We start from the raw sequence: 22,135 nt of genomic DNA, 5'->3' as shown, positions 1-22,135 counted from the left end.
TACAGTTTTGTTGTAATTAGCATTTTCAGCAGGATTCGAGTAGGAAGAAAGACCTTCTTCCTGTAAGATGTAAATGTGTCTATTCCATGAGTTTGTAATGAAAGAGAAGGTAGGTTGTCTATGAGAAGAGGACTGCAGGCTATAGTCATTATCGGGGCATTATTGGCTTTCTACTACTTCGGCTTCGGGATATTCGGCAGTACAGGCGGCACCATCATCAGTATTTTTTCCACGTTGACCGTAGTTTCCATAGGTCTGGCTATATTTATGGAGAACCGCAATCCATCGACCACGATGGCCTGGATTTTACTCCTTGCCCTCATACCGGTCCTGGGACTGGTTTTTTATTTTCTATTCGGACAGAATGTCTTCAAACGCCGCAAATATGATAAAAAAGCGCAACGTGACCTGATGGCCTACGAGCGGATTGAAAATGACGTCCTGCGTATCCATCAGGACTGGTCGATCTTCGACAGCTCCCGTCAGAAACTGCTCGGTTTGTCGCAGCGGCTGGCACGTACCCCGATTTCCTTCGCGTCCGAAACGCGTATTTTAACCAATGGAGAAGAGACCTTCGGTACACTGCTGCTGGAGCTGCGCCAGGCGGAGCATCATATTCATATGGAATACTATATTTTCCGGTCTGACCACATCGGAACCCGCATCCAACAGATCCTGATTGAGAAGGCACGTGCCGGGGTTACGGTCAGATTTATGTACGACGCGGTCGGCAGTTACGGGATCTCCAAAGCCTTTCTGAACGAGATGAGTGTGGCGGGTGTCCAGGTGGCGGCGTACGGCAGGTCTACATCCTTTTTCTCCAGCCGGGTGAATTACCGCAACCACCGCAAGATCGTCGTTATTGATGGAGACGTGGGATTTATGGGCGGATTAAATGTAGGGGATGAATACTTAAGCCGCAACAAAACCTATGGTTTCTGGCGGGATACACATATGCTGATCCGGGGTGAGGCTGTCCGGACGATGCAGATTATCTTCCTTCAGGATTGGATGCATACGACAGGAGAGAAGATCCTCCAACAGGATTATCTCTCACCAAGACTGCGCAATGTGGTAGGAGACGGCGCTGTGCAGATTATTGCCAGCGGTCCGGACAACGAACGCCGGGCACTCAAAAATATTTTTTTCTCTATGATTACCTCGGCGGAGAAATCCGTATGGATGGCCAGTCCTTATTTTATACCGGATGATGATATTCTTACGGCACTTCGCGTAGCGGCTATGTCAGGGATTGATGTACGTCTGCTGTTCCCGGCGAAACCGGATAAATGGCTGCCGTTCCTGGCATCTCATTCCTATTTCCCTGCTCTGCTGGATTCAGGAGTGAAAATTTATGAATATGAGAAGGGCTTTATTCATTCCAAGCTGCTGATTGTAGACGGTGAGATCGCTACGATTGGGACTGCGAATATGGATATGCGGAGCTTCCACCTAAATTTTGAAGTGAACGCGCTGCTGCTCCAGACGGAGAGTGTTAAGCGGATTGTCGCCGATTTCGAGCGTGATTTACTTTCTACCACTCAAATTGTGGAGGAGAAATTCATGGATAAAAAGCTGTACCAACGGTTGCTCGAATCCGCCGCAAGGCTGATGTCTCCGCTGCTCTAAACGAAGCTGTTATTCCATAAAAGAGGCTGCCTTATAGGGGCAGCCTCTTTTTAGCTAAGCAGATCCAATTCTTGTCCACTGCCTGTGGGGCTTTCGTCCGCATAGGTGATATCAGGCCAGAGGGCTACAAGATCAGTGTGATGAATACCGACCTTTGTAGGCTGGGGCTCCTACTATATACCTTGTAGTAACGATTATTTGAGGATTCAAGTACTTTTGGATTGGATTCTGTTGGATGACATCGTACCCAAGCTTATGTATAATGAGTGTAAATATTTTGTATAAGGTTTGAATTTTTAAATATAGCTAGGGAATCAGAGAAAGTGAGTGAATGAAATCGTGTACTCGATCAAACAGGTCGTCGAAATGGTGGATATTCCTTCAGTTACACTCCGGGCTTGGGAAACCAGGTATAAAGCTGTAACTCCTGAGCGGACCGAGTCCGGATACAGGCTGTACAGCCATGATGATGTAGAAGACCTGCGTTGGCTTAAGCAGCAGACCGAACAGCAGGGGATAAGCATTTCGCACGCTGTTCGATTGTTGAAGGCACGGAAAGAGAAGGAATTGAAGGATAGCATAACCTTGGCAAGCGGATCACCTCAGGATGCTTTAGAGAAAATGAAAAATCAAATCTACAATACACTATTCGAATTTCAAGGGGAGCGCGCCAATGCGCTTATTGAGTTTGGCTTCTCACTCTACGGATACGAAGCCATGTTTCATCAGGTACTTGTGCCGATTCTGATTCAGGTAGGCAGCGCCTGGGAAGCAGGAAACGCAAGCGTCGCACAGGAGCACTATATGACCCATATGATCTCCAACCGTATTTATCAGTTCTTTCATGTTTTTCCGGTGCACTCCCATTTACCCAAAGTGTTGGCGTTTTGTCCGGCGGGTGAGCATCACCAGGTTGGGCTTCTGCTGTTCTCCCTCTTTTTGCGTAAAAATGGTGTAGAGGTTATCTATTTGGGAGCCAATACTCCTGAGGAAGGGATTCTGGCCATGCTCGAGCAGCAGAACCAGATTGGAGCGGTCTGTATGTCCGTAACTGATATTGAACTGATTCCGTATAGTGAAGGGCTTATTCAGAGACTGAAGGAGAAGTATCCGCTAACGGAGTTTATTGTCGGCGGCAGGGGATATGACGGATTTCCGGGCTCCTCTAATGCACGTTTTGTCATGAATCAACCTTCTGGAGGCTGGCAGTCCTGGTTTGATCATGTGTTTACCGCACTAAAGAAAAGAGTATAAAACAAAGTCTTTAGAATCACTTTCGGGTGGTGCTGAGGGCTTTTTTTATTTAATTGAAAGTTTGCACGTACCTCGATCCCGACCTGATAGGTGCTTAATGTGAGTCTGTAGTTCAGCGAACTTCTGAATAGAATGCTTTGTAAATGCATTCATATAGGAACGCGTTCTTATATTGAATCGACAAAACATCTTAAATCAGGACAAAGTGGTGATAGGCAATTAGTCCCAACTGCTGACACAATTAGGATGGCGATTAATCGTATCTGCGCTACAAAGCGCGTCACATCACACACAAAGATGTCGGAAATTATGAAAAGAGGTTGATTCCTGTTGCTTTAAGTATTTCATTCTGAGCTCTGAACGGAGGCTTTTGAAAGTTTTGAATAGAGTTATTTACAAGGGTATCTAAAAAATGTATGATGTTTGTATCATAGTTGTATAAGGTTACAAGCAAGTTTGTATAATCTTGCTGTGTATAGGAGGGGTGGATTTGATGTGGTATACAGGTGCTGCCAAGGTTGCTGTTGTAGGAGCTGGGCCGGGAGGACTCGCAGCCGCTATGTTATTAGCTGCTGATGGATATAATGTTGAGATTTATGAGAAGCAGGAGGTTGTGGGTGGACGTTCAGGTCAGCTTAAACTGGGGGATTATCGTTTCGACCGGGGAGCTACCTTTCTGATGATGCCGCATCTGCTGGAGGAGCTGTTCGCATCGGCGGGGCGTTCACTGAAGGATTACGTTACGTTACATGCACTGGATCCGCTGTATTCACTGCATTTTGGAGATACCGTATTCACACCTTCTACCAACCAGGAGCGTACTGCAGCCCATATCGAGACGTTGTTTCCCGGGAACGGAAGCGGCTATAGAAGATTTATGTCCGACGAATCCGATAAGTTTGACAGAGTCATGCCGCTGCTTCAGCGACCTTTTCAATCCTTAGGCGATTATGCCAAAAAAGATGTTCTGCGCGCGCTGCCTAAGCTGCATGCTACGGATACCGTGTATAACCGGCTTTCGACCTATTTTGACGATGAGCGTCTCCGGAACGCGTTTACCTTTCAGGCAAAGTATTTAGGAATGTCACCTTGGGAATGCCCAGGAACCTTTACTATTCTCTCCTATCTGGAGCACAAATACGGTCTGTATCATCCCATTGGCGGAATAAATAAAGTACTTCAAGCGATGGCTGATGTGATATTAGAGCTTGGAGGGAGGGTGCATACCTCATGTGGCGTCAAGCGGGTACTTGTCCGGAACGGTCAAGCTGCTGGGTTATTACTGGAGAACGGGGAGAAAGTAGAGGCGGACTATGTTGTTCTTGGTGCTGACTTCGGCTCGGCAATGACCCAGCTGTTTGAACCGGGAGTGTTAAAAAGATATACACCACAGAAACTCGAACGCAAACGTTATTCGTGCTCCACAGCAATGCTGTATCTGGGTGTTAACGCTAAATTCGATCTGGCTCATCATTCTGTACATTTCGCGGAAGATTACCGGCGTAATGTAGATGAGATTACACGGCTAGGTACCTTATCGGCGGATCCTTCTATTTATGTTCATAACCCATCCGCTTTGGATCCGACGCTTGCTCCTGCCGGTAAATCCTCTCTGTACGTACTCATGCCAGTCCCTAATCTGAAGGCAGGAATAGACTGGGAGCATGAGGGATTGAAGGTAGAGGCAGAAATGCTAGAGAAGCTGCAGCGCATACCAGGGCTTGCCGGAATATCGCAGCATATCGAAGAGAGTTTGTTCTTCTCTCCGCTGGATTGGCGCAACAAGCTGGATGTGTACAACGGTGCCACATTTAATTTGGCTCATAATCTCGGTCAAATGATGTATATGCGTCCACATAACACCTTTCAGGAGGTTAAGGGAATCTGGCTGGTCGGAGGGGGTACGCATCCCGGAAGCGGATTGCCGACGATATTCGAGTCGGCCAAAATCAGTGCAAGGCTAATACGGGAGCATGACCGTTCTGCTCGCTTCCGGAATGCTTCGGCAAGATCTGCCGGGACAGGGGCATCCCTGTGAGCCGGGTAGCTATTGTCGGCGGCGGCATAGGTGGTTTGACGGCTGCACTTCTGCTTAGCAAGCGTGGGCAGGAGATTACATTGTTTGAGCGTGCCTCGCAGGTCGGCGGACGTATAGCTTTTGAAGAGAATGGGCGGTACCGGATTGATCAGGGTCCAACGATTGTCCTGCTGCCGGAAATGCTGCTGGAAATCTTGGAGGAAGGCGGCATATCACCTCAGAGTATAGAGCTACTGCGTTGTGATCCGCTCTACCGTATTCACTTCAAGAACGGTCGTACCTTGACCAAGGTCAACGGAAATGAGGCCCAGGCAGCAGAAATTGAAAAGTCTTTCCCGGGTGAAGGTAAAGGTTTTATCCGGTTCATGAAGGATATGTCGAAATTATTTCCCGGGGGCAAGGCTTCCTTTTTGGAGAGGCGCTTCAAGACACGTAAGGAATTCTTCAGTTTCAGGAACCTGTCGCTGATGGCCCGGCTGCAGGCCTATAAGAGTCTGAGGGACGCGGTGGGTCATTACTTCCACAGTGAGGAGCTGAAGGATGCCTTCTCGCTGCAAAGTCTGTATATCGGGGGAGCCCCCTTCCGCACACCGGGCATTTATACCATGCTTCCCTATGCAGAACATGCCTTCGGGGTTTGGATGCTGAAAGGCGGTTATGGTGAACTGCCGCGGATTATGGAACAGGAACTGGAACAACGTGGAGTCCGGATTCAGAGGAATACGGCGGTCGATTCCCTGATTGTAGAAAGTGGACGCTGCAGGGGAGTAGTTGTTCAGGGAGAACTCCTTCACTTTGATGCGGTTCTGTATAATGGTGATTTCCCACATTTGGGGGGCCTTCTTCCGCAGGGAGAGACCGGGAATAGCAGTACTCCCCATGAAGGAATCCATCCCAAGCTTGCTAAAGGTATGAATTCACTTTCTAGTCCAAAACGCAAATTCATCCCTTCCTCTGGTTGCTTGCTGATTTATGCAGGAGCGTCCAAGAGATGGGAAGAATCGCTGACGCACCAGTTCTTCCTGCCGGATTCCCTTAATGACAGTCTACGGGAATTGTTCGACCGGGGGCAGATTCCCGTGAAACCTTCTTATTATGTATTTAATCCATCTGCATTAGATGAGAGCGCGGCTCCCCCTGGAGAAAGCGTATTATACTTTCTTATTCCGGTGCCTGCCGGGCAGGGAATAGACTGGGAAGCTGCTGCGGGACCTCTTGCCGATCAAGTGCTTGCAGATGCAGAGCGCCGAGGGTTTCCCGGACTCTCTGAAAGTGTGGTATGGCGGAAAGTCCGTACGCCGGCAGATGCCGAGCTGGAGGGATTATACGGCGGTGGAAGCTTCGGCATTGCTCCTGTACTATCACAGTCCGGGGTGTTCCGGCCTCAACCGAAACCTTATCCAATCGAGGGCTTATACGCGGCCGGTGCATCCGTGCATCCTGGCGGCGGAGTACCTATTGTTATGCAGGGCGCCAGACTCGCGGTCCAAGAATTAATGAAGGAGATGAATGAGCATGTATGAACAGATCTTGCATAAATGTGAGGAAATGATAAGGCAAGGATCCTCCTCGTTTTACAAGGCATTCGCAGGGTTGCCCAGTCCGCGCCGGGAAGCGGTGCACGTGATCTATGCCTTTTGCCGGATGATTGATGACAGCGTAGATGAACCGGAAGTGTCTCCTTACAGCATTCATGAGCTCAGGAATAAATTCAGTAACTTGGAGCAAGCGGAAGGACACTTCATATGGCCTGCCTTGCGCTGGTTGTTCCTGAGCTTTCCGCAGCTGGGCAAGGAACCGTTTATGATGCAGATGGAGGGACAGCTCAGAGATCTGACCTTCACCCATTACGAGACCATGGACCAGCTGGAATCTTATTGCTATCTTGTGGCGGGTACCGTTGGTGAAATGCTTCTCCCTGTTCTGAGAGATGATGGGGGTGAAGAAGCGCAGGCAGCAGGCATTGCGCTGGGTAAGGGGATGCAGATTGTGAACATCATTCGGGATGTCGGTGAGGATCTGGGCCGTGGGCGCAGATATGTGCCGCTCGAGATCATGGAGAGGAACGGGTATAGCCAGCAGGAGCTGGAAGACGGTGTAGTAAATGAACGGTTCGTTGCTGTGATTCAGGATCTAAAAAGTATTGCACTTCAATGGTTCCGGCAAGGACTTAATAATATTGAGAGTTACCCTCCAGATAGCGGTATGGCAGTGGAACTGGCTGCAGCCTTTTACGCCGGTATTCTGGATGATGTGGCAGCAGGCGGATACGATGTATTCCGCAGACGGGCTTTTGTCAGTGATGAAGCCAAGCTCCGGATGTTTCAGCAGACGGCCCGGCGTTATGCCGCAGGCTTCAGCAGTATGATTCAGAAAGCCGCAGCGGGGCAACTATAGTGGTCAGTTATGTATTCTGGATTTGGTATTTCATAGGTGCAGTTCTGCTCACTCTGTTTACGGTTCCGGAAAGTCTTCAATTCTCAAACGGAATATTTCTGGTTCTCTATGCAGCCTATGCTATGGATGTATTAAAAAAGGGCGCTTCGCAATCTCTTGTGTCCGACCAGTCAGTCATTACGGCTTACCGGCTTCCCCTGTGGGTTTCCGCCGTGGTTCTTTGGACCGGAGGAATGACTGCTGAATGGATAGGTGTCCATACCGGCAAGCTCTTTGGCAGTTACGTGTACACTGATATTTTAGGACCCCTGCTGTATGGCGTGCCCGTTACCTTAGGCTTTGCCTGGATTGCTGTAGTCTATAATGCAGTCCTGATCACCCGTAACTTTGGTTTATCGGGCGGCATGCTGATGGTCGTACGGGCACTGCAAGTCGGGCTGTGGATTGTAATTCTGGACCTGGTGCTTGATCCTGTCGCACATGCCAGAGGGTTCTGGCTCTGGTCGGGCGGGGAGGGATTGTACGGTGTTCCTTGGAGTAATTTTGCCGGTTGGTTCATGGTTGGTGCGTTTCTGTCATCATGCTTCCATAATGTTCGTGTGTCCGAACGAGCCGTTATCCTGGGTACACGGTTATATCAGGCGATCCTGGTGCTATTCGGATTAATGGGTCTTCGTGAAGGATTACCGCTATGTACTGTAATTGCCGGGGCGGGTGCTCTGCTGGCTGAAGGGAGCTTGCGTTATGCTGGAAGCCCTCAAACATAAGGGTTTTGATAAGCTGTTCTATAGGTATAACTCGTTATATCTGATTCGCCGGCATTTCCGTTATTTCGGAGCCGCCGGGGACTTCAAGCCAGAATCGGCTGATGGCAGACCTCTGCTGTACATTATGAATCACAGCTCCTGGTGGGACGGGTTGCTGGCCTATCATGCAGTCCGGACCCTTACCAGCAGTGAACACTATTTCATGATGGAGGAAGAACAGCTTCGTAAATATACCTTCTTCCGCAAGCTCGGCGCGTATTCGATCGACCGCAGCAGTACGAGGGATATTCAGACCTCCTTGAGGTACACAGCGAACCTTCTCCGGAATGGCGGGAGTGTATGGATGTATCCCGAAGGAGAAATACGCCTCTTGGAACATCGGCCTCTGAGCTTGAAGATGGGGGTGGGAGTCGTGCTTCGCCTGTGCCCGGATGCTGCTGTTGTGCCGGTAACCCTGTATCATGGCTTGTTCCGGCATCCCAAGCCGGAGGCTGTACTTCTGGCTGGAGAGCCGCTTATTTATCGATGGAAGGAGCTTGAACGGGAGGTAATCAGTATGAAGCTGCAGACTGCACTTGAACATCAATTAGACCAACAGCGGCAAGAGATGATTGAACATGGAGGATTCATTCCTGACCGGTATAAGCCATTAATGAAGTCGGGCAAATCCACACATGAACGGTTCGATTCCTTTTTTGACCGGTGGAGACGATGATTCTGATACTTCAGGTGATATGCGGATGTCTGCTGCTCCAGCTTCTGTTTGTTCTATGGAATGTGAGACAGCTGCCGAAACTTGGAGCTATCCAATTCAAAGGCAAGTCTCCGGTAATGTTAAATTCTCCGAAGAAGTCACCACAATTATCGATTTTGATTCCGGCGCGGGATGAGGCTGATCATATTGGCCCATGCCTTCAATCTGTATTGGCCTGTAGAAGCGCAGGGTGGGATCTTGAGGTTATCGTGCTGGACGATCGCTCCAGTGACGGCACCGGAGCAATTGCCGCAGCAGCGGGAGCAGACCGGGTTAAGGTGATTCCCGGAAGCGGGTTGCCCGAGGGCTGGCTAGGAAAGTCCCATGCCTGCGCCCAGCTGGCAGAGGCCGCAAACGGTGAATGGCTGTTATTTCTTGATGCAGATATCCGGCTGCGGCCGGATGCACTGGAGGCTGCGTATATTACTGCTGATGCGCAAGGGAGAGGTCTGATTACGGGATTTCCACAACAGAGGACAGGGACTTGGCTGGAGAAGCTGATTGTGCCGTTAATGAACTTCACGATCTTGTGTCATCTGCCGGTTCCGCTGGTCCGCGGTTCCAGAGATCCCCGCTTTGTGGCAGCTCATGGGGGATTCATGCTGATCCACCGGGACAGTTATGCATTATGCGGGGGGCATGCGGGGATTCGTTCTGCACTGGTGGATGATATGGCACTTGCCCGTGCGGTTAAACGGTCAGGGGATATCGTTACGCTGGCCGATATCACAGACCATGCAGAAATGCGGATGTACCAGAATGCAGGCCAGGTGTGGAACGGTTACCGGAAGAATATTTATGCTGGACTGGGACGGCAGCCGCTTTTACTGCTCTGTGTGTTAAGTTTGTATACCCTGTTATATATCGTTCCGGCGGGAATGCTGGTTTTCTCCGGGATAGCAGGTCAGGCCATGGTGGCAGCCTGGTCGTTGACTGCGATGGTTGAAGGGATATTGATCAAGCGGATCAGTGATGCCTCGGGGAGACAGTCGCGTTGGCTTTGTCTTGCGCTACCCGTAAGCATTTTCTGTCTAGCGGCTATCGCGATTAGCTCATGGAAGGGAAGTCTGCCCGGTCAGGGATATGAATGGAAAGGGAGGCATTACCAATGAAATCAAAGGCTGTAATTATTGGTGCCGGGTTTGGAGGACTGTCCTCCGCCGTAACGCTAGCTTCAAAGGGCTGGGACGTTACGGTGTTGGAACGGCAGCAGCTTCCCGGAGGCAAGCTGCAGCGGATTCAAACCGGTGGTTATACCTTTGACCGTGGGCCCAGCACCATAACCATGCCGCACGTCTTCCGCTCTCTTTATGAACTGGCGGGTGCGGATATGGAGGATTATGTCCAGCTCTATGAACTTGAGCCGCGTGCGCGTAACATTTTTGCGGACGGTCACCGGGTGGATTTATCCAAGAATATCGATGTTATGAAGTCGCAGATCGCTGCTTATAGTCCGGCAGACGCTTCAAGGTATGCTGATTTTTTAGCGGAGGCAGCCCTAATGTACAGACTGGGCGAGAAACAATTTCTGAACCGGCTCATGTTGTCCTGGCGGGATAAATTGTCTCCAACTCTCGTACGTGATCTGCTGCGGGTGAGCCCTTTTCGTAGTCTTCATTCCCTGCTGCTTAAATATTTCAGCCATCCTAATACCCTTGCGATGCTGGGCCGCTATGCGACGTATGTTGGGTCTTCTCCTTATGATTCTCCTGCGATATTTGCCATGCTGGGACATTTGGAGAGCCAGGAAGGCGTGTACGGGGTCCGTGGAGGAACCTATAAGCTGGTTGAAGGTCTGGTATCTTTGGCCAAACGATTGAATGTGAACATTGTAACGGATGCAGAAGTAACGGAGATTTCTGTGGTGAACGGAACGGTGAGCGGAGTGGATTCGGCAAAAGGGTTCTACCCGGCTGGGGTAGTCATTGCCGGCGGCGATGTGCTTAGCATCAACCGTATGCTGCTTCCGGAGCGGCTCCGTCCCGGAATGAGTAACAAGAAAATAGCTTCCTACGAGCCATCATTATCCGGTCTTGTGACATTGGCGGGTGTCCCCAAGAAATACGATGCTCTCCTGCATCATACGGTATTTTTCCCTGAAGTATATGAAAATGAATTTAAGGAGCTCTTTCACGAAGTGGTTTCTCCGCAATCACCTGCCGTTTACATATGCCATTCAGGATATTCTGAAACTGGTATGGCACCTGAAGGGTCCAGTAACCTGTTTATTCTGGCAAATGCACCTTATGTGAACGATACCTGTGACTGGAGGGAAGAGGGTCTTTCCTACCAGAAGAGGATATTGAATATTTTAGAGGGGCATGGATTAAAGGGGATAGAGGACGGGGATGTATTGACGCATTATACACCTCAGGATATTGCTGACGACACGCTTGCTCATAAAGGGGCGATTTATGGCATATCCTCCAACACGGCACATCAGACCTTTACCCGGCCGGGCAACCGTTCAAAGGATATCCGCGGCCTTTGGTATGTTGGGGGTACCACGCATCCTGGAGGAGGAACGCCTATCGTTTCGCTATCAGGCCGGCTTGTAGGCGAGTACATAGCAAAGCATGTCTAGAAATATCCTCAAATTGTAAATTGCTCGCCGAAGATGTGGTATAATGAATAGTATTTCGATGCGGAGGGTAGAAATCATGGATCACACGCCACAGGATGTCATGCCGGGCGATGAAATGGGTCAATCCGGTACGGATATGGGCAGAGACCTGCAGGCTGTGAATGGCCTTGAGTCAACATCTCTGCTGCCATCCGCTAAGACCAGTGAACGCAAGATAGAACATGTACGGCTCTGTCTGAATGAGGACGTTGGAGGCAGAGGGATTACAACGGGTTTTGAACACTATCGTTTTCGGCATAACGCTCTCCCTGAGCTTAATTTTAACGAGATATCGTTGAATACCGTTTTTCTGGATCGGGTACTTCGAACACCTTTTCTAATCAGTTCAATGACAGGAGGAAGCGCAGCTACCGGAGCAATTAATGAACGGCTGGCAGAAGCTGCCGAGCGCCGCGGTTGGGCGCTCGGCCTAGGTTCGGTCCGGGCGGCTGTAGAGCGTCCCGAACTGTCAGCCACCTTCCAAGTGCGTCATAAGGCACCCGGCATTCCGGTTATCGCTAATATTGGTGCGGTTCAGCTGTCCTACGGTTTCGGCATTGAGGAATGCCGCCGTGCAGTGGATCTTGCAGAAGCCGACTGGCTGGTTCTCCACCTGAATGGACTTCAGGAAACATTCCAGCCGGAAGGCAATACCGGCTTCGCTTCCTTGCTGCCCCGAATTGAGAAGGTATGCCGGATGCTTGAGGTACCGGTGGGTATTAAGGAGGTTGGCTGGGGGATCGACGGCGAAACTGCAGCTCGTCTGTATAATGCCGGTGCTGCTTTCATTGATGTTGCCGGTGCAGGTGGAACTTCCTGGAGCCAGGTAGAGAAGTTCAGAAGTAAGGAACCCGTACGCCGCGCAGCTGCGGAAGCTTTCGCGGATTGGGGAATTCCGACGGCCGATTGCATTACTGAGGTCCGGTCCGTTTGTCCGCAGGGTTTCATCATTGGCAGCGGCGGGCTGAAGAATGGGGTGGATGCCGCCAAGGCAATTGCACTCGGGGCGGACCTTGCCGGGTTCGGCCGGAATCTGCTTGGTGCGGCGGTTGAATCTGAAGAAGCTCTGGAGGATGCACTTGCCCAGGTGGAGCTGGAGCTACGGACGGCAATGTTTGGCATCGGTGCAGCTGATCTCAGCTCGCTGCGCGGAACTGCGCGGCTGGTAAGACGGTAGTAGATAGATGACTATAGTTATTGGGAAGGGCTAACAATCATGATAAAACTGGTCCAGATGGATGATACAACATTTCAGTTTTTTTTAAATCAATCCGCACGTGATTATGCGGCAGATAAGGTGAATGCCGGAGCGTGGGACCCGGAGAGTGCTCTAACGAAGTCCCAGGAGGAAATGACACGGTTTCTGCCTAAGGGCTTGCATACCGAAGGGGCTTACTTATATTCCGTAGTAGAGGTGGAAACGGATGCCCAGGCGGGTTATATCTGGTTCAACGTAACGGAGGGACGCCAGGGCAAGGAAGCTTTTATCTACGATATTTATATCTTTGAGCCTTTCCAGGGCAAGGGCTATGGCAAGCAGTGCATGACGGCTCTTGACGAGGAAGCACGCCAAATGAACGTGAAGAAAATCGGCCTGCACGTATTCGGCCAGAATAACCGGGCATTTGAGCTGTACAAAAAAATGGGTTACACAGTGACCGATATTACGATGTCCAAGGAACTGTAGCTGCTCTAAAGACCTCGAAGGAGGTCTTTTTTTCATCTAAGATAAAATCCGGTGAGTCCGTAAGATGAGGTCCGGTGACTTGTTCCGGAAAGGTAATTTCTGCCGCAGCATGGACACAGGTCGCAGAACATCTGGTGTTGCTGGACTTTATCTTCTAATATATAATGGTTTAGATCGATTGACTTATTACACTGATCAATCCAACCGAAAATAGGAGTTGTCATATAAATGGCTTTGAAAGCTGGTATCGTTGGACTTCCAAACGTAGGGAAATCCACATTGTTTAACGCAATCACACAAGCAGGAGCAGAATCCGCGAACTATCCGTTCTGCACCATCGACCCGAACGTTGGCGTCGTAGAAGTACCGGACGAGCGTCTGGACAAATTGACTGATTTGGTACAGCCGAACAAGACCGTACCGACTGCTTTTGAATTTGTTGATATTGCCGGTCTTGTGCGCGGTGCGAGCAAGGGTGAAGGTCTGGGCAACAAGTTCTTGGCTCACATTCGTGAAGTCGATGCCATTGTTCATGTCGTACGCTGTTTTATTGACGAGAATGTTACCCACGTGGATGGCAAAGTAAATCCGATCAGCGATATTCAGACGATTAATTTGGAGCTGATTCTTGCCGATGTAGAAAGCATCGAGAAGCGGATCGACCGTTCCAAGAAGAATATGAAGGGCGGCAACAAGCAGTATGCCCAGGAAGTCGAAGTGCTGGAGCGCATTAAGGATGCGCTGTACAACGACATGCCTGCACGTAGCGTGGAAATGTCCGAAGAGGAGTACCTGATTGTGCGTGACCTTCACCTGCTGACCCTGAAACCGGTGCTTTATGCGGCGAACGTGGGCGAGGATGAAGTGGCAAGCGCAGAGGAGAATCCTTATGTGAAGCAGGTTCGTGAGTTCGCTGCTGCCGAGAATGCTGAAGTAGTGCCAATCAGCGCGAAGGTTGAAGCCGAGATTGCTGAACTGGAAGGCGAAGACAAGGAAATGTTCCTGGAAGAGCTGGGACTTCAAGAATCCGGTTTGAACCGTCTGATCAAAGCGGCTTACAAGCTGCTGGGATTGTACACATACTTTACAGCTGGTGTACAGGAGGTTCGTGCCTGGACCATTCGTCGCGGAACAAAAGCTCCGGGAGCTGCCGGGGTGATCCACTCTGACTTCGAACGCGGATTCATCCGTGCAGAGGTTGTAGCTTATGCTGATCTTCTTGCTGCAGGTTCCATGAACGGTGCTAAAGAACGCGGTCAGCTGCGTTTGGAAGGTAAGGAATATGTGGTACAGGACGGCGATGTTATGCATTTCCGGTTTAACGTATAGAAATCTAAATAAATGACTAGATAGAGGGGTTCTCCTGAGAAGTAGCGTATATTCTACTTTTCGGGACAACCTCTTTTATTATGCCGGTATAGAAATTTCTGGGATATTCCACTATAATTCCTGTTATTAACGACCTTCTAAGGAGAGATCAAATGAACATTTGTACATCCATCCGGAATGTGTTTTTAGGAGTGCTGACGTTAATAATCTCTACTGCCGGCTGGACCGCATTCACCCAAGCGGCTTCGCCTAACATTCAGATTGTAGATGTATCCGCAGGCTATTATCATTCGCTTGCGCTTGCGAGTAACGGGACGGTGTATAGTTTTGGGGGCAATTACAATGGGCAAATGGGTGTTGATCCTGCAATTAAGTTTGCGAGCACCCCGGTTAAAATTCCGAAGCTGGAAAATATAACGGCGATTTCATCTGGTAATGAGCATAGTATGGCCCTGGATAAGGAAGGGAATGTATGGGTGTGGGGAAGCAACAACCGGGGGCAAATGGGTGATGGCACCTTTACAGAGCTGACCAGAGCGGCTGATGGAAGGGTCTCTATCTCTGTGAACCATGATCGGACGGAGCCCGTTAAAGTAGCTGGCCTGCCCGCCATTACCGGTATTTTTGCCGGAGATGATTCCTGTTTTGCAATAACCACCGGCGGGGAAGTGTACGCATGGGGGAATAGTTACCTGAACGATAGTAGTTTTCGTACACGCAGAGCCATTATCCTGGGTCATGAAGATCTCTCCTTTGAAAAAAGCAGGCTTTCACCGTACAAACTTCAAGGGTTGAGTAATGTGAAAATGATATCCGCTGAGCACGAGACCTTTTTTGCTGTCGATAAAGATGGCTCGGTGTGGGCGTGGGGCATAAATAATGCGGCTGCATACGGAATTTCGTTCCCCGGGTTGCAGTCAGGCAACTTCAGCATTTCTCCAGCTAGAATTAATACATTATCGAATGTAAGCAAGATTGAACAATTTATATATGCTAAAAAAGTAGTCGTCTACTATAACGATGAAACTGCACAGCAATGGGGGACTACGGGAGAATTAAGCCCTGCTGCAGGTTTCACGGGTTCGCAACAGGCAGTTCCCTTTGGTTTTGATGTTGCGGCAATAACCAGTAAGGGCAACGCGCAGGTATGGACGATAAAGACGGATCAATGGGGAGACATTCCACTCAAGAACCTGAAACGGATCTCCGTTATTTCCTTGTCACCCATACCCTCAATTATAGCTTCAGACGAGCAGGGCCAACTCTGGACATGGACGCAGAGCAAGGGCGCCGTGAAATTTGAAGGCTTTGGCCGTGCGGATAGCACTCGAGTGAAAGTTGAAGTGAATGGAACAACACTGGGTTTTCAAAAAAATACACCCTATATCAAAAATGATGTATTGTATCTTCCGATGCAAGAGATAGCGAAGGCTGCAGGGATTAAGCTGACGATAACAAACTTCAAGAGCGCTATTTCCTTGAAAATGGGTGGAAGAACAGTGGCTGTTCTTGTTGGAAGCCCGAAAATTAAAGTGAACGGCCAAGAAAAGACGATTAAAGCTGCGACTGAACTTATAAGTGGAACTGTTATGATTCCGCTCGAAGTATGGAGAGACGAGCTCGGACTAAAGGCAGACTGGGATAAAAGCCTGAATCGATTGTACATTCAAACTAAATAGAACACAGGGAAGCAATATTCTGTGGTAACTCATACTTATAGAATGAACGGGTCATTAAATAATAAAAATTTGTGATTTTACGTAATATACGCTTTAAGAGTGGTAGTCATGGCAAGTGATTTGTGCTATAATATAAAGTCGTGTAACCATTGTTAATCAATGTGGCTTAGACGGCTTTTTTATAAAGTTAATTATGATCAGGAGAGGTGAATTCCCTTGTTGTTGGACCGATTGCAAGCCCTGGCGGACCGCTATGAGAAACTCAGTGAACTGCTTTGTGACCCGGACGTTGCAAACGATAGTAAAAAACTGAGGGACTATTCTAAAGAACAATCCGATTTGCAGCCCGCCTTTGAGGCGTATACCGAATATAAAAATGTGATGGAAGAGCTCGAAGCTGCGAAATTGATGCAGGGTGAGAAGCTTGATGATGAAATGAAGGAAATGGTCAAGATGGAAATCGATGACCTGACTTCACGCCAAGCGGCGCTGGAAGAGAAAATCCGCATTCTGCTGCTGCCTAAGGACCCTAATGATGACAAGAACGTTATTGTGGAGATTCGTGGCGCTGCAGGCGGTGACGAGGCGGCTCTGTTCGCTTCCGACCTGTACCGCATGTACACCCGTTATGCTGATACGCAAGGCTGGCGTGTGGAACTTATGGATGTGAACACCAATGATTTGGGCGGCTTTAAAGAGGTTATTTTCCTGATCAACGGCCGTGGGGCTTATAGCAAAATGAAATACGAAAGCGGCGCGCACCGCGTGCAGCGTATTCCAACCACCGAGTCGGGCGGACGGATTCATACTTCTACTTCAACTGTAGCGGTTATGCCGGAAGCTGAGGAATTTGAAATCGAAATTCATGATCGAGACATTCGTGTCGATACCTTCTGCTCAAGCGGCGCGGGCGGTCAGTCCGTTAATACGACCAAATCCGCTGTGCGTGTAACACATGTACCTACGGGAATCGTAGCTACCTGTCAAGATGGCAAATCGCAGAACTCTAATAAGGAAAAGGCATTGCAAGTACTGCGTGCCCGTATATCGGATCTTAAGCGTCAAGAGGAAGAGGCGAAGTATGCTGGCGAACGCAAGAGCAAAGTCGGAACCGGTGACCGCAGTGAGCGGATCCGCACATACAACTTCCCGCAAAGCCGTGTGACCGATCACCGTATTGGCCTGACCCTGCACCGTCTGGATCAAGTGATGAACGGAGATATTACTGAGATTATTTCGGCGCTTTCGATTGCAGAACAGACCGATCTGATGGAAAAAGGAGAATAATGCTTTGGAATATGGCGCTTTTGTCATGACGGAAGTGCAAAGCATCCGGGAAGCCTTTGCGGAGGCTTCTTCTTTTTTGAGCCGGAGCGGCGCTAACGAACCGCAGCGCAGTGCGCAGCTTCTGCTGGAGCATGCGCTGGGCTTGTCCGGTGCCGCCTATTACATGGCGCTGGCTGATCCTTTTCCGGCCGCTCTGCGTGACGGCTGGGAAGAGTCTGTTACCCGGCGCGGTGCCGGCGAACCAGTGCAGTATATTATCGGCGAACAGGAATTCTTCGGGCGGGCTTTTGAGGTTACACCGGCTGTGCTGATCCCCCGGCCGGAGACGGAGCTGCTCGTGGAGGCCATCCTGAAGTACGGCGCGGAGCTGTGGCCGGATGGCCGAACCGGCGGGCGTGTGGCGGCGGGCGCCGGCAGTGATGGTGCAGCTTCCGAAGGTGCTGCAGCGAACGGCAATGCAGCCGGTAGCGCTTCGCGCCCGCTGCATGTGGTGGATATCGGCGCCGGCAGTGGCGCGATATCGGTGACGCTGGCGGCGGAAGCGCCAGCGTGGCGGGTCTTCGCCGGCGACATCTCGCCGGCGGCACTGGCCGTGGCCGGGCGCAATGCCCTGCGCCACGGCACGGACGTGGACTTCCGGCTCGGCGACCTGCTCGAGCCGTTTGCGGGGATGGAGACGGATATCCTCGTCTCCAACCCACCGTACATTCCCGGCGGTGACATCGCCGGGCTGCAGCGCGAGGTGCGCGACCATGAGCCGCGCACAGCGCTGGACGGCGGTGCGGACGGGCTTGACCCGTACCGCCGCATGATGGAGCAGCTGACGCTGCTCCCGGCTCCGCCGCGCCTCGTCGGCTTCGAGCTTGGCCTCGGCCAGGCGGAGCAAGTGGCCGCCCTGCTGGCTTCGGCCGGCCACTGGAGCGAGATCGTGACCATTCACGATCTTGCTGGAATCGCACGTCATGTCATCGGCATTTCGCGTTAAGAACCATCCAGCGGTTACGCAAGAAAATTCGAATGCGCTGCCAGCAGCGGGTAGTATGAAACTGCTGCCCGCACATGCATGCAGTAAGGGGCCTGCCCTTAAATATCATCCATGAGGAGGCAGAGCGTGCTTCAGAAACTTAAGAAGATAGATGCCGCAATCGTAGTCATTTTATTATTGCTTATGGTTGTCAGCATTTTTGCCATATATAGCGTGACCCACGGAAGAGACAAGCTGGGCGGATTTGAAATCCGCATGGCTAAATTTTATGTACTGGGCTTTATCGCCTTCTTTGGGCTGACCTTTCTGGATTACCGTCTGCTTGTCAAATATGCCAAGTATGTTTATCTCGGCGGCGTTGCTCTGCTAGTGCTTGTCAGCTTTATCGGCAAGGAAGAGAACGGCGCTCAAGGCTGGATTAAATTCGGCTCTATTGGTCTTCAGCCTGCCGAGCTGTTCAAGCTCATCCTGATTCTGTTTCTGGCAGCGGTCCTGTTCCGGAAGAACAAAGGCAGATTATCATTCCTCCATGACGTTGTACCGCTCGGGCTAATGACAATGCTGCCCTTTCTGATCGTCATTTCCCAAAATGACTTGGGGAACGCCTTGTCTTACATCATAATCCTGATCGGCCTTCTGTGGATCGGCAATATAAAATTCAGTCACGCGCTGATCGGGCTGCTGGTCATTGGCAGTACAGCGACGGCTGGTATCATGAGCTATATTCATTATCACGATGAGATTAAGGATTTCCTGGACGGCATTAACCGTTCGCACTGGGTCGAACGCTTTGATCCCTGGCTTGTACCGGATAAAGCGACGGCGAAGGCCAGCTACCACACCAAAAATGCCAAGCTGGCTATTGCTTCCGGCGGTATGAGCGGTGAAGGTTATATGGAGGGAACCTCTGTACAAAGTGACCGCGTTCCGTATACGTATTCCGATTCCATCTTTGTGCAGATTGCTGAGGAGTTCGGGTTTGTTGGTTCGGCAGCGTTGCTGCTGCTCTATTTCATCCTCATCCACCGGATGATTCTGATTGCGCTGGAATGCAAGGACAGGAGCGGGCCGTTTCTGATTGTCGGCATTGTCGCGATGATGCTCTACCAGATCTTCGAGAACATTGGAGCATTTATCGGACTCATGCCGCTGACTGGCATAACATTACCTTTTATCAGTTACGGCGGGACTTCTCTGCTGATCAATATGGCTAGCATCGGGCTGGTCATGAGTGTGCGGCTTCATGGTATGGAAGTGGAAGAAGATCTTCCCCAGAATACCGTATATCCCGCTCCGGCCAAACAAGGGTAGTACTTATACAAGTGAGAGCAGAGACCGCTGGAGAGATCCGGCGGTTTTTTGTATAGGCTTTTTTATGGGGAGAAAAGAACAAGTCTATGGAAGAATAACAAATGTTCGCAGCAAGGATTGTTAATCCTGCCGCTAATGTATCTATACACCATGGCATTATTGCCAAGGTGTATATCCCCTTAATGCAATCGTTAAAAATTCTGCCGGCGTTGTAATCTCCGCTGTTATTCCTTTACAATAGAAGTGTAGCTTTGGAAAGTCCGATTTCACACCTATCAGTGGGAAAGGCAAGGGACGAGCATGCTGGAGAAACTCAAAAAGATTGATGGCGTTATTGTTGTGATCCTTGTGCTGCTGATGACTGTAAGTATTACATCCATCTACAGTGTGACAAATGGTAGGGAAGGCTATGATGGATTTCATTTACGAATGCTGGTTTATTACGGGATAGGTTTTGTCTCTTTTTTCGGGCTGACTTTTATGGATTACAAGCTGCTCGTGAAATATGCGCTCTATATTTATTTGTTCGGCATCGCTCTCCTGGTGCTGGTCAGCTTCATTGGCGAGGATAAGAACGGGGCCAAGGGCTGGCTGGAACTCCCCGGGGGGCTTTCGCTTCAGCCGGCAGAGCTGTTTAAGCTAATATTGATTTTGTTTCTGGGATCTGTGCTGGTCCGGAAGAATAAAAGAAAGCTGACCTTTTGGCGGGACGTCGTTCCGCTGGGACTGCTCACGATGCTCCCTTTCGGGATTGTTATCATGCAAAATGACCTGGGGAATGCTCTGAGTTACGCTATTATTTTGATCGGGCTGCTGTGGATCGGCAATATCAAATTCTCCCATGCAATCATTGGATTGCTCATTATTGGCGGTTCTGCGGCGGCGGGGATAACGACCTACATTCAATATCATGATCAGGCGGTCAGCTTTCTTGAAGATACTTTGGGACGCGATCATCTGGTCGACCGTTTTGATCCTTGGCTTGTCCCGGATTTGGCGTCTAAGGATGCAAGCTACCATACGAAAAATGCCCAGTTGGCTATTGCGTCGGGTGGACTTAGTGGTGAAGGGTACATGGAGGGTAGCTCTGTCCAAAATAAACGGGTGCCCTATACGTATTCGGATGCGATTTTTGTGCAGATAGCTGAGGAGTTCGGGTTTCTGGGGTCGGCGGGTGTGCTGCTGCTCTTTTTTATCCTCATTCACCGGATGGTTCTGATTGCTTTGGAGTGCAAGGATCGCGGAGGGCCGTTTCTGATTGTTGGCATTGTGGCGATGCTGCTGTATCAGATTCTGGAGAACATCGGTGCATTTATCGGCCTGATGCCGCTGACGGGCATTACTCTTCCTTTTATCAGCTTCGGTGGAACCTCGCTTCTGATCAATATGGCCAGCATGGGGATTGCGATGAGTGTGAGTTTATACGGAAGTGAAGTGGAGGATGAACTCGCCGGAATTCCGGTCTACTCTCCGCCAGCCAAGCTGCTCTAAAAAATGATAGATTACTAGGTTTGCAGAAGACCTCTCCCGGACATACTGGTGCTATGAACGCATTCAGGAGAGGGGCAATTCAAAAATGATGTACCTTAAGCAGGAAACCGGAGATTCATTGCGTGTAACCGTAAAGTATACTGCCATTTTAATTTGTTTTTTTATGATACTGATGATGATTTGGGAAGGGCAAAAAAGTGATGCCGCCGTAGCAGAAACCTCTATTCCACAGGAGTCCATTCGTCTACGCATTCTGGCGAACTCGGACGGAGCGCAGGACCAATTGGTGAAACGGCAGATCCGCGATTCTGTTGTCGAACAGATGAATCAGTGGGTCTCCGCACTTGAAGATCCGCAAAGCCTGGAGCAAGCCCGGACTCTGATCCGGAGCCATCTGCCTGAACTGAACGAGCTGGTAGGTGCGGAGCTTGAAAAAAGAGGTATTACGTATGCCTATAAAGTAGAACTTGGAGTCGTTCCATTCCCGACCAAAATGTACGGCGGCACCGTATATCCTGCGGGTGAATATGAAGCTGTGCGTATTACGCTGGGCGCGGGGCAGGGGCAGAACTGGTGGTGCGTTCTGTTTCCGCCGCTCTGCTTCATTGACGCAGGTTCCGGCGATGCAGCAGCCAAGACAGCTACGGCTTCAGCGGCAGATGAGACGAAGTCATCCGTATCCGGTAAAGTGGTGCAAACCGCTGGAGCTGCTGTAGCCGCTGGTGTCACTGGAGCCGCAGGGGAGAATCCATCCCAACCGGCAGAGCCGGAAGTCCGCTTCTTCATTTGGGATATGCTGACTAATCTCTGGGATTGGATCAGCGGGCTCTGGGCGTAATCCGCAAGCTGCCGCTTTTGTCAGAGGCATGTTGTTTTATCGCAGGATATGATAGAATCTCATAAG

The 22,135-nt window shown here is 50.1% G+C and carries 18 protein-coding genes; all 18 read left to right on the top strand.

The window, feature by feature from the left end:
• Positions 1 to 120 precede the first annotated feature (120 nt).
• The 18 genes from cls (at position 121) to spoIIR (ending at position 22,069) form a co-directional block, all read left to right on the top strand.
• Positions 121 to 1,629, top strand: a complete 1,509-nt coding sequence (cls, locus tag ACAN55_RS07005) for a cardiolipin synthase (protein WP_379130015.1) — start codon at positions 121 to 123, stop codon at positions 1,627 to 1,629.
• Positions 1,630 to 1,956: 327 nt separating this feature from the next.
• Entirely contained in the window at positions 1,957 to 2,883 is a 927-nt protein-coding gene (locus tag ACAN55_RS07000) for a MerR family transcriptional regulator (protein ID WP_379130012.1), read from the top strand.
• A gap of 493 nt (positions 2,884 to 3,376) precedes the next feature.
• Positions 3,377 to 4,921, top strand: coding sequence for a phytoene desaturase family protein (locus ACAN55_RS06995; RefSeq protein ID WP_379130341.1), 1,545 nt, complete (start codon positions 3,377 to 3,379; stop codon positions 4,919 to 4,921).
• Positions 4,918 to 6,444 carry a phytoene desaturase family protein gene (locus ACAN55_RS06990; protein ID WP_379130009.1) on the top strand — a complete coding sequence of 509 codons (1,527 nt, stop codon included), beginning with the start codon at positions 4,918 to 4,920 and terminating at the stop codon, positions 6,442 to 6,444. Before ACAN55_RS06995 ends, ACAN55_RS06990 begins: the two co-directional genes overlap by 4 nt.
• Entirely contained in the window at positions 6,437 to 7,318 is an 882-nt protein-coding gene (locus ACAN55_RS06985; RefSeq protein ID WP_379130007.1) for a phytoene/squalene synthase family protein, read from the top strand. Before ACAN55_RS06990 ends, ACAN55_RS06985 begins: the two co-directional genes overlap by 8 nt.
• Positions 7,318 to 8,085, top strand: a complete 768-nt coding sequence (locus ACAN55_RS06980; protein WP_379130004.1) for a carotenoid biosynthesis protein — start codon at positions 7,318 to 7,320, stop codon at positions 8,083 to 8,085. Before ACAN55_RS06985 ends, ACAN55_RS06980 begins: the two co-directional genes overlap by 1 nt.
• A complete protein-coding gene (locus tag ACAN55_RS06975; RefSeq protein ID WP_379130002.1) occupies positions 8,063 to 8,800 on the top strand; it encodes a lysophospholipid acyltransferase family protein in 738 nt (245 codons plus the stop codon). The genes ACAN55_RS06980 and ACAN55_RS06975 overlap by 23 nt, the downstream gene beginning before the upstream one ends.
• Entirely contained in the window at positions 8,797 to 9,951 is a 1,155-nt protein-coding gene (locus ACAN55_RS06970) for a glycosyltransferase family 2 protein (RefSeq protein ID WP_379129999.1), read from the top strand. Before ACAN55_RS06975 ends, ACAN55_RS06970 begins: the two co-directional genes overlap by 4 nt.
• Positions 9,948 to 11,423 carry a phytoene desaturase family protein gene (locus tag ACAN55_RS06965; protein ID WP_379129995.1) on the top strand — a complete coding sequence of 492 codons (1,476 nt, stop codon included), beginning with the start codon at positions 9,948 to 9,950 and terminating at the stop codon, positions 11,421 to 11,423. Before ACAN55_RS06970 ends, ACAN55_RS06965 begins: the two co-directional genes overlap by 4 nt.
• 136 nt (positions 11,424 to 11,559) lie before the next feature.
• Positions 11,560 to 12,639, top strand: coding sequence for a type 2 isopentenyl-diphosphate Delta-isomerase (fni, locus tag ACAN55_RS06960; RefSeq protein WP_379130338.1), 1,080 nt, complete (start codon positions 11,560 to 11,562; stop codon positions 12,637 to 12,639).
• Between the two features lie 39 nt (positions 12,640 to 12,678).
• Positions 12,679 to 13,149, top strand: a complete 471-nt coding sequence (locus tag ACAN55_RS06955) for a GNAT family N-acetyltransferase (protein ID WP_379129992.1) — start codon at positions 12,679 to 12,681, stop codon at positions 13,147 to 13,149.
• A 228-nt stretch (positions 13,150 to 13,377) separates the two neighbouring features.
• The gene (gene ychF / locus ACAN55_RS06950) at positions 13,378 to 14,478 is read left to right on the top strand and encodes a redox-regulated ATPase YchF (RefSeq protein WP_379129990.1); all 1,101 of its coding nucleotides are present in this window, start codon (positions 13,378 to 13,380) and stop codon (positions 14,476 to 14,478) included.
• A gap of 152 nt (positions 14,479 to 14,630) precedes the next feature.
• Positions 14,631 to 16,157 carry an RCC1 domain-containing protein gene (locus ACAN55_RS06945; protein ID WP_379129988.1) on the top strand — a complete coding sequence of 509 codons (1,527 nt, stop codon included), beginning with the start codon at positions 14,631 to 14,633 and terminating at the stop codon, positions 16,155 to 16,157.
• 219 nt (positions 16,158 to 16,376) lie between these two features.
• Positions 16,377 to 17,444, top strand: coding sequence for a peptide chain release factor 1 (gene prfA / locus ACAN55_RS06940; protein ID WP_379130335.1), 1,068 nt, complete (start codon positions 16,377 to 16,379; stop codon positions 17,442 to 17,444).
• Between the two features lie 25 nt (positions 17,445 to 17,469).
• On the top strand, positions 17,470 to 18,429 hold the full coding sequence (prmC, locus tag ACAN55_RS06935; RefSeq protein ID WP_379130332.1) for a peptide chain release factor N(5)-glutamine methyltransferase: 960 nt from the start codon (positions 17,470 to 17,472) through the stop codon (positions 18,427 to 18,429).
• A gap of 126 nt (positions 18,430 to 18,555) precedes the next feature.
• Positions 18,556 to 19,740, top strand: a complete 1,185-nt coding sequence (locus ACAN55_RS06930) for an FtsW/RodA/SpoVE family cell cycle protein (protein ID WP_379129986.1) — start codon at positions 18,556 to 18,558, stop codon at positions 19,738 to 19,740.
• A 300-nt stretch (positions 19,741 to 20,040) separates the two neighbouring features.
• Positions 20,041 to 21,231: an FtsW/RodA/SpoVE family cell cycle protein gene (locus ACAN55_RS06925; RefSeq protein WP_379129983.1), complete on the top strand. Its 1,191-nt coding sequence runs from the start codon at positions 20,041 to 20,043 to the stop codon at positions 21,229 to 21,231.
• A gap of 163 nt (positions 21,232 to 21,394) precedes the next feature.
• A complete protein-coding gene (gene spoIIR, locus ACAN55_RS06920; protein ID WP_379129979.1) occupies positions 21,395 to 22,069 on the top strand; it encodes a stage II sporulation protein R in 675 nt (224 codons plus the stop codon).
• Positions 22,070 to 22,135 lie beyond the last annotated feature (66 nt).

The sequence above is a fragment of the Paenibacillus oryziterrae genome (assembly GCF_042610485.1).
Lineage (GTDB): Bacteria > Bacillota > Bacilli > Paenibacillales > Paenibacillaceae > Paenibacillus_AQ.
The sequence above is the reverse complement of the archived record's forward strand: the minus strand, read 5'-3'. Positions and strand labels throughout refer to the sequence as shown.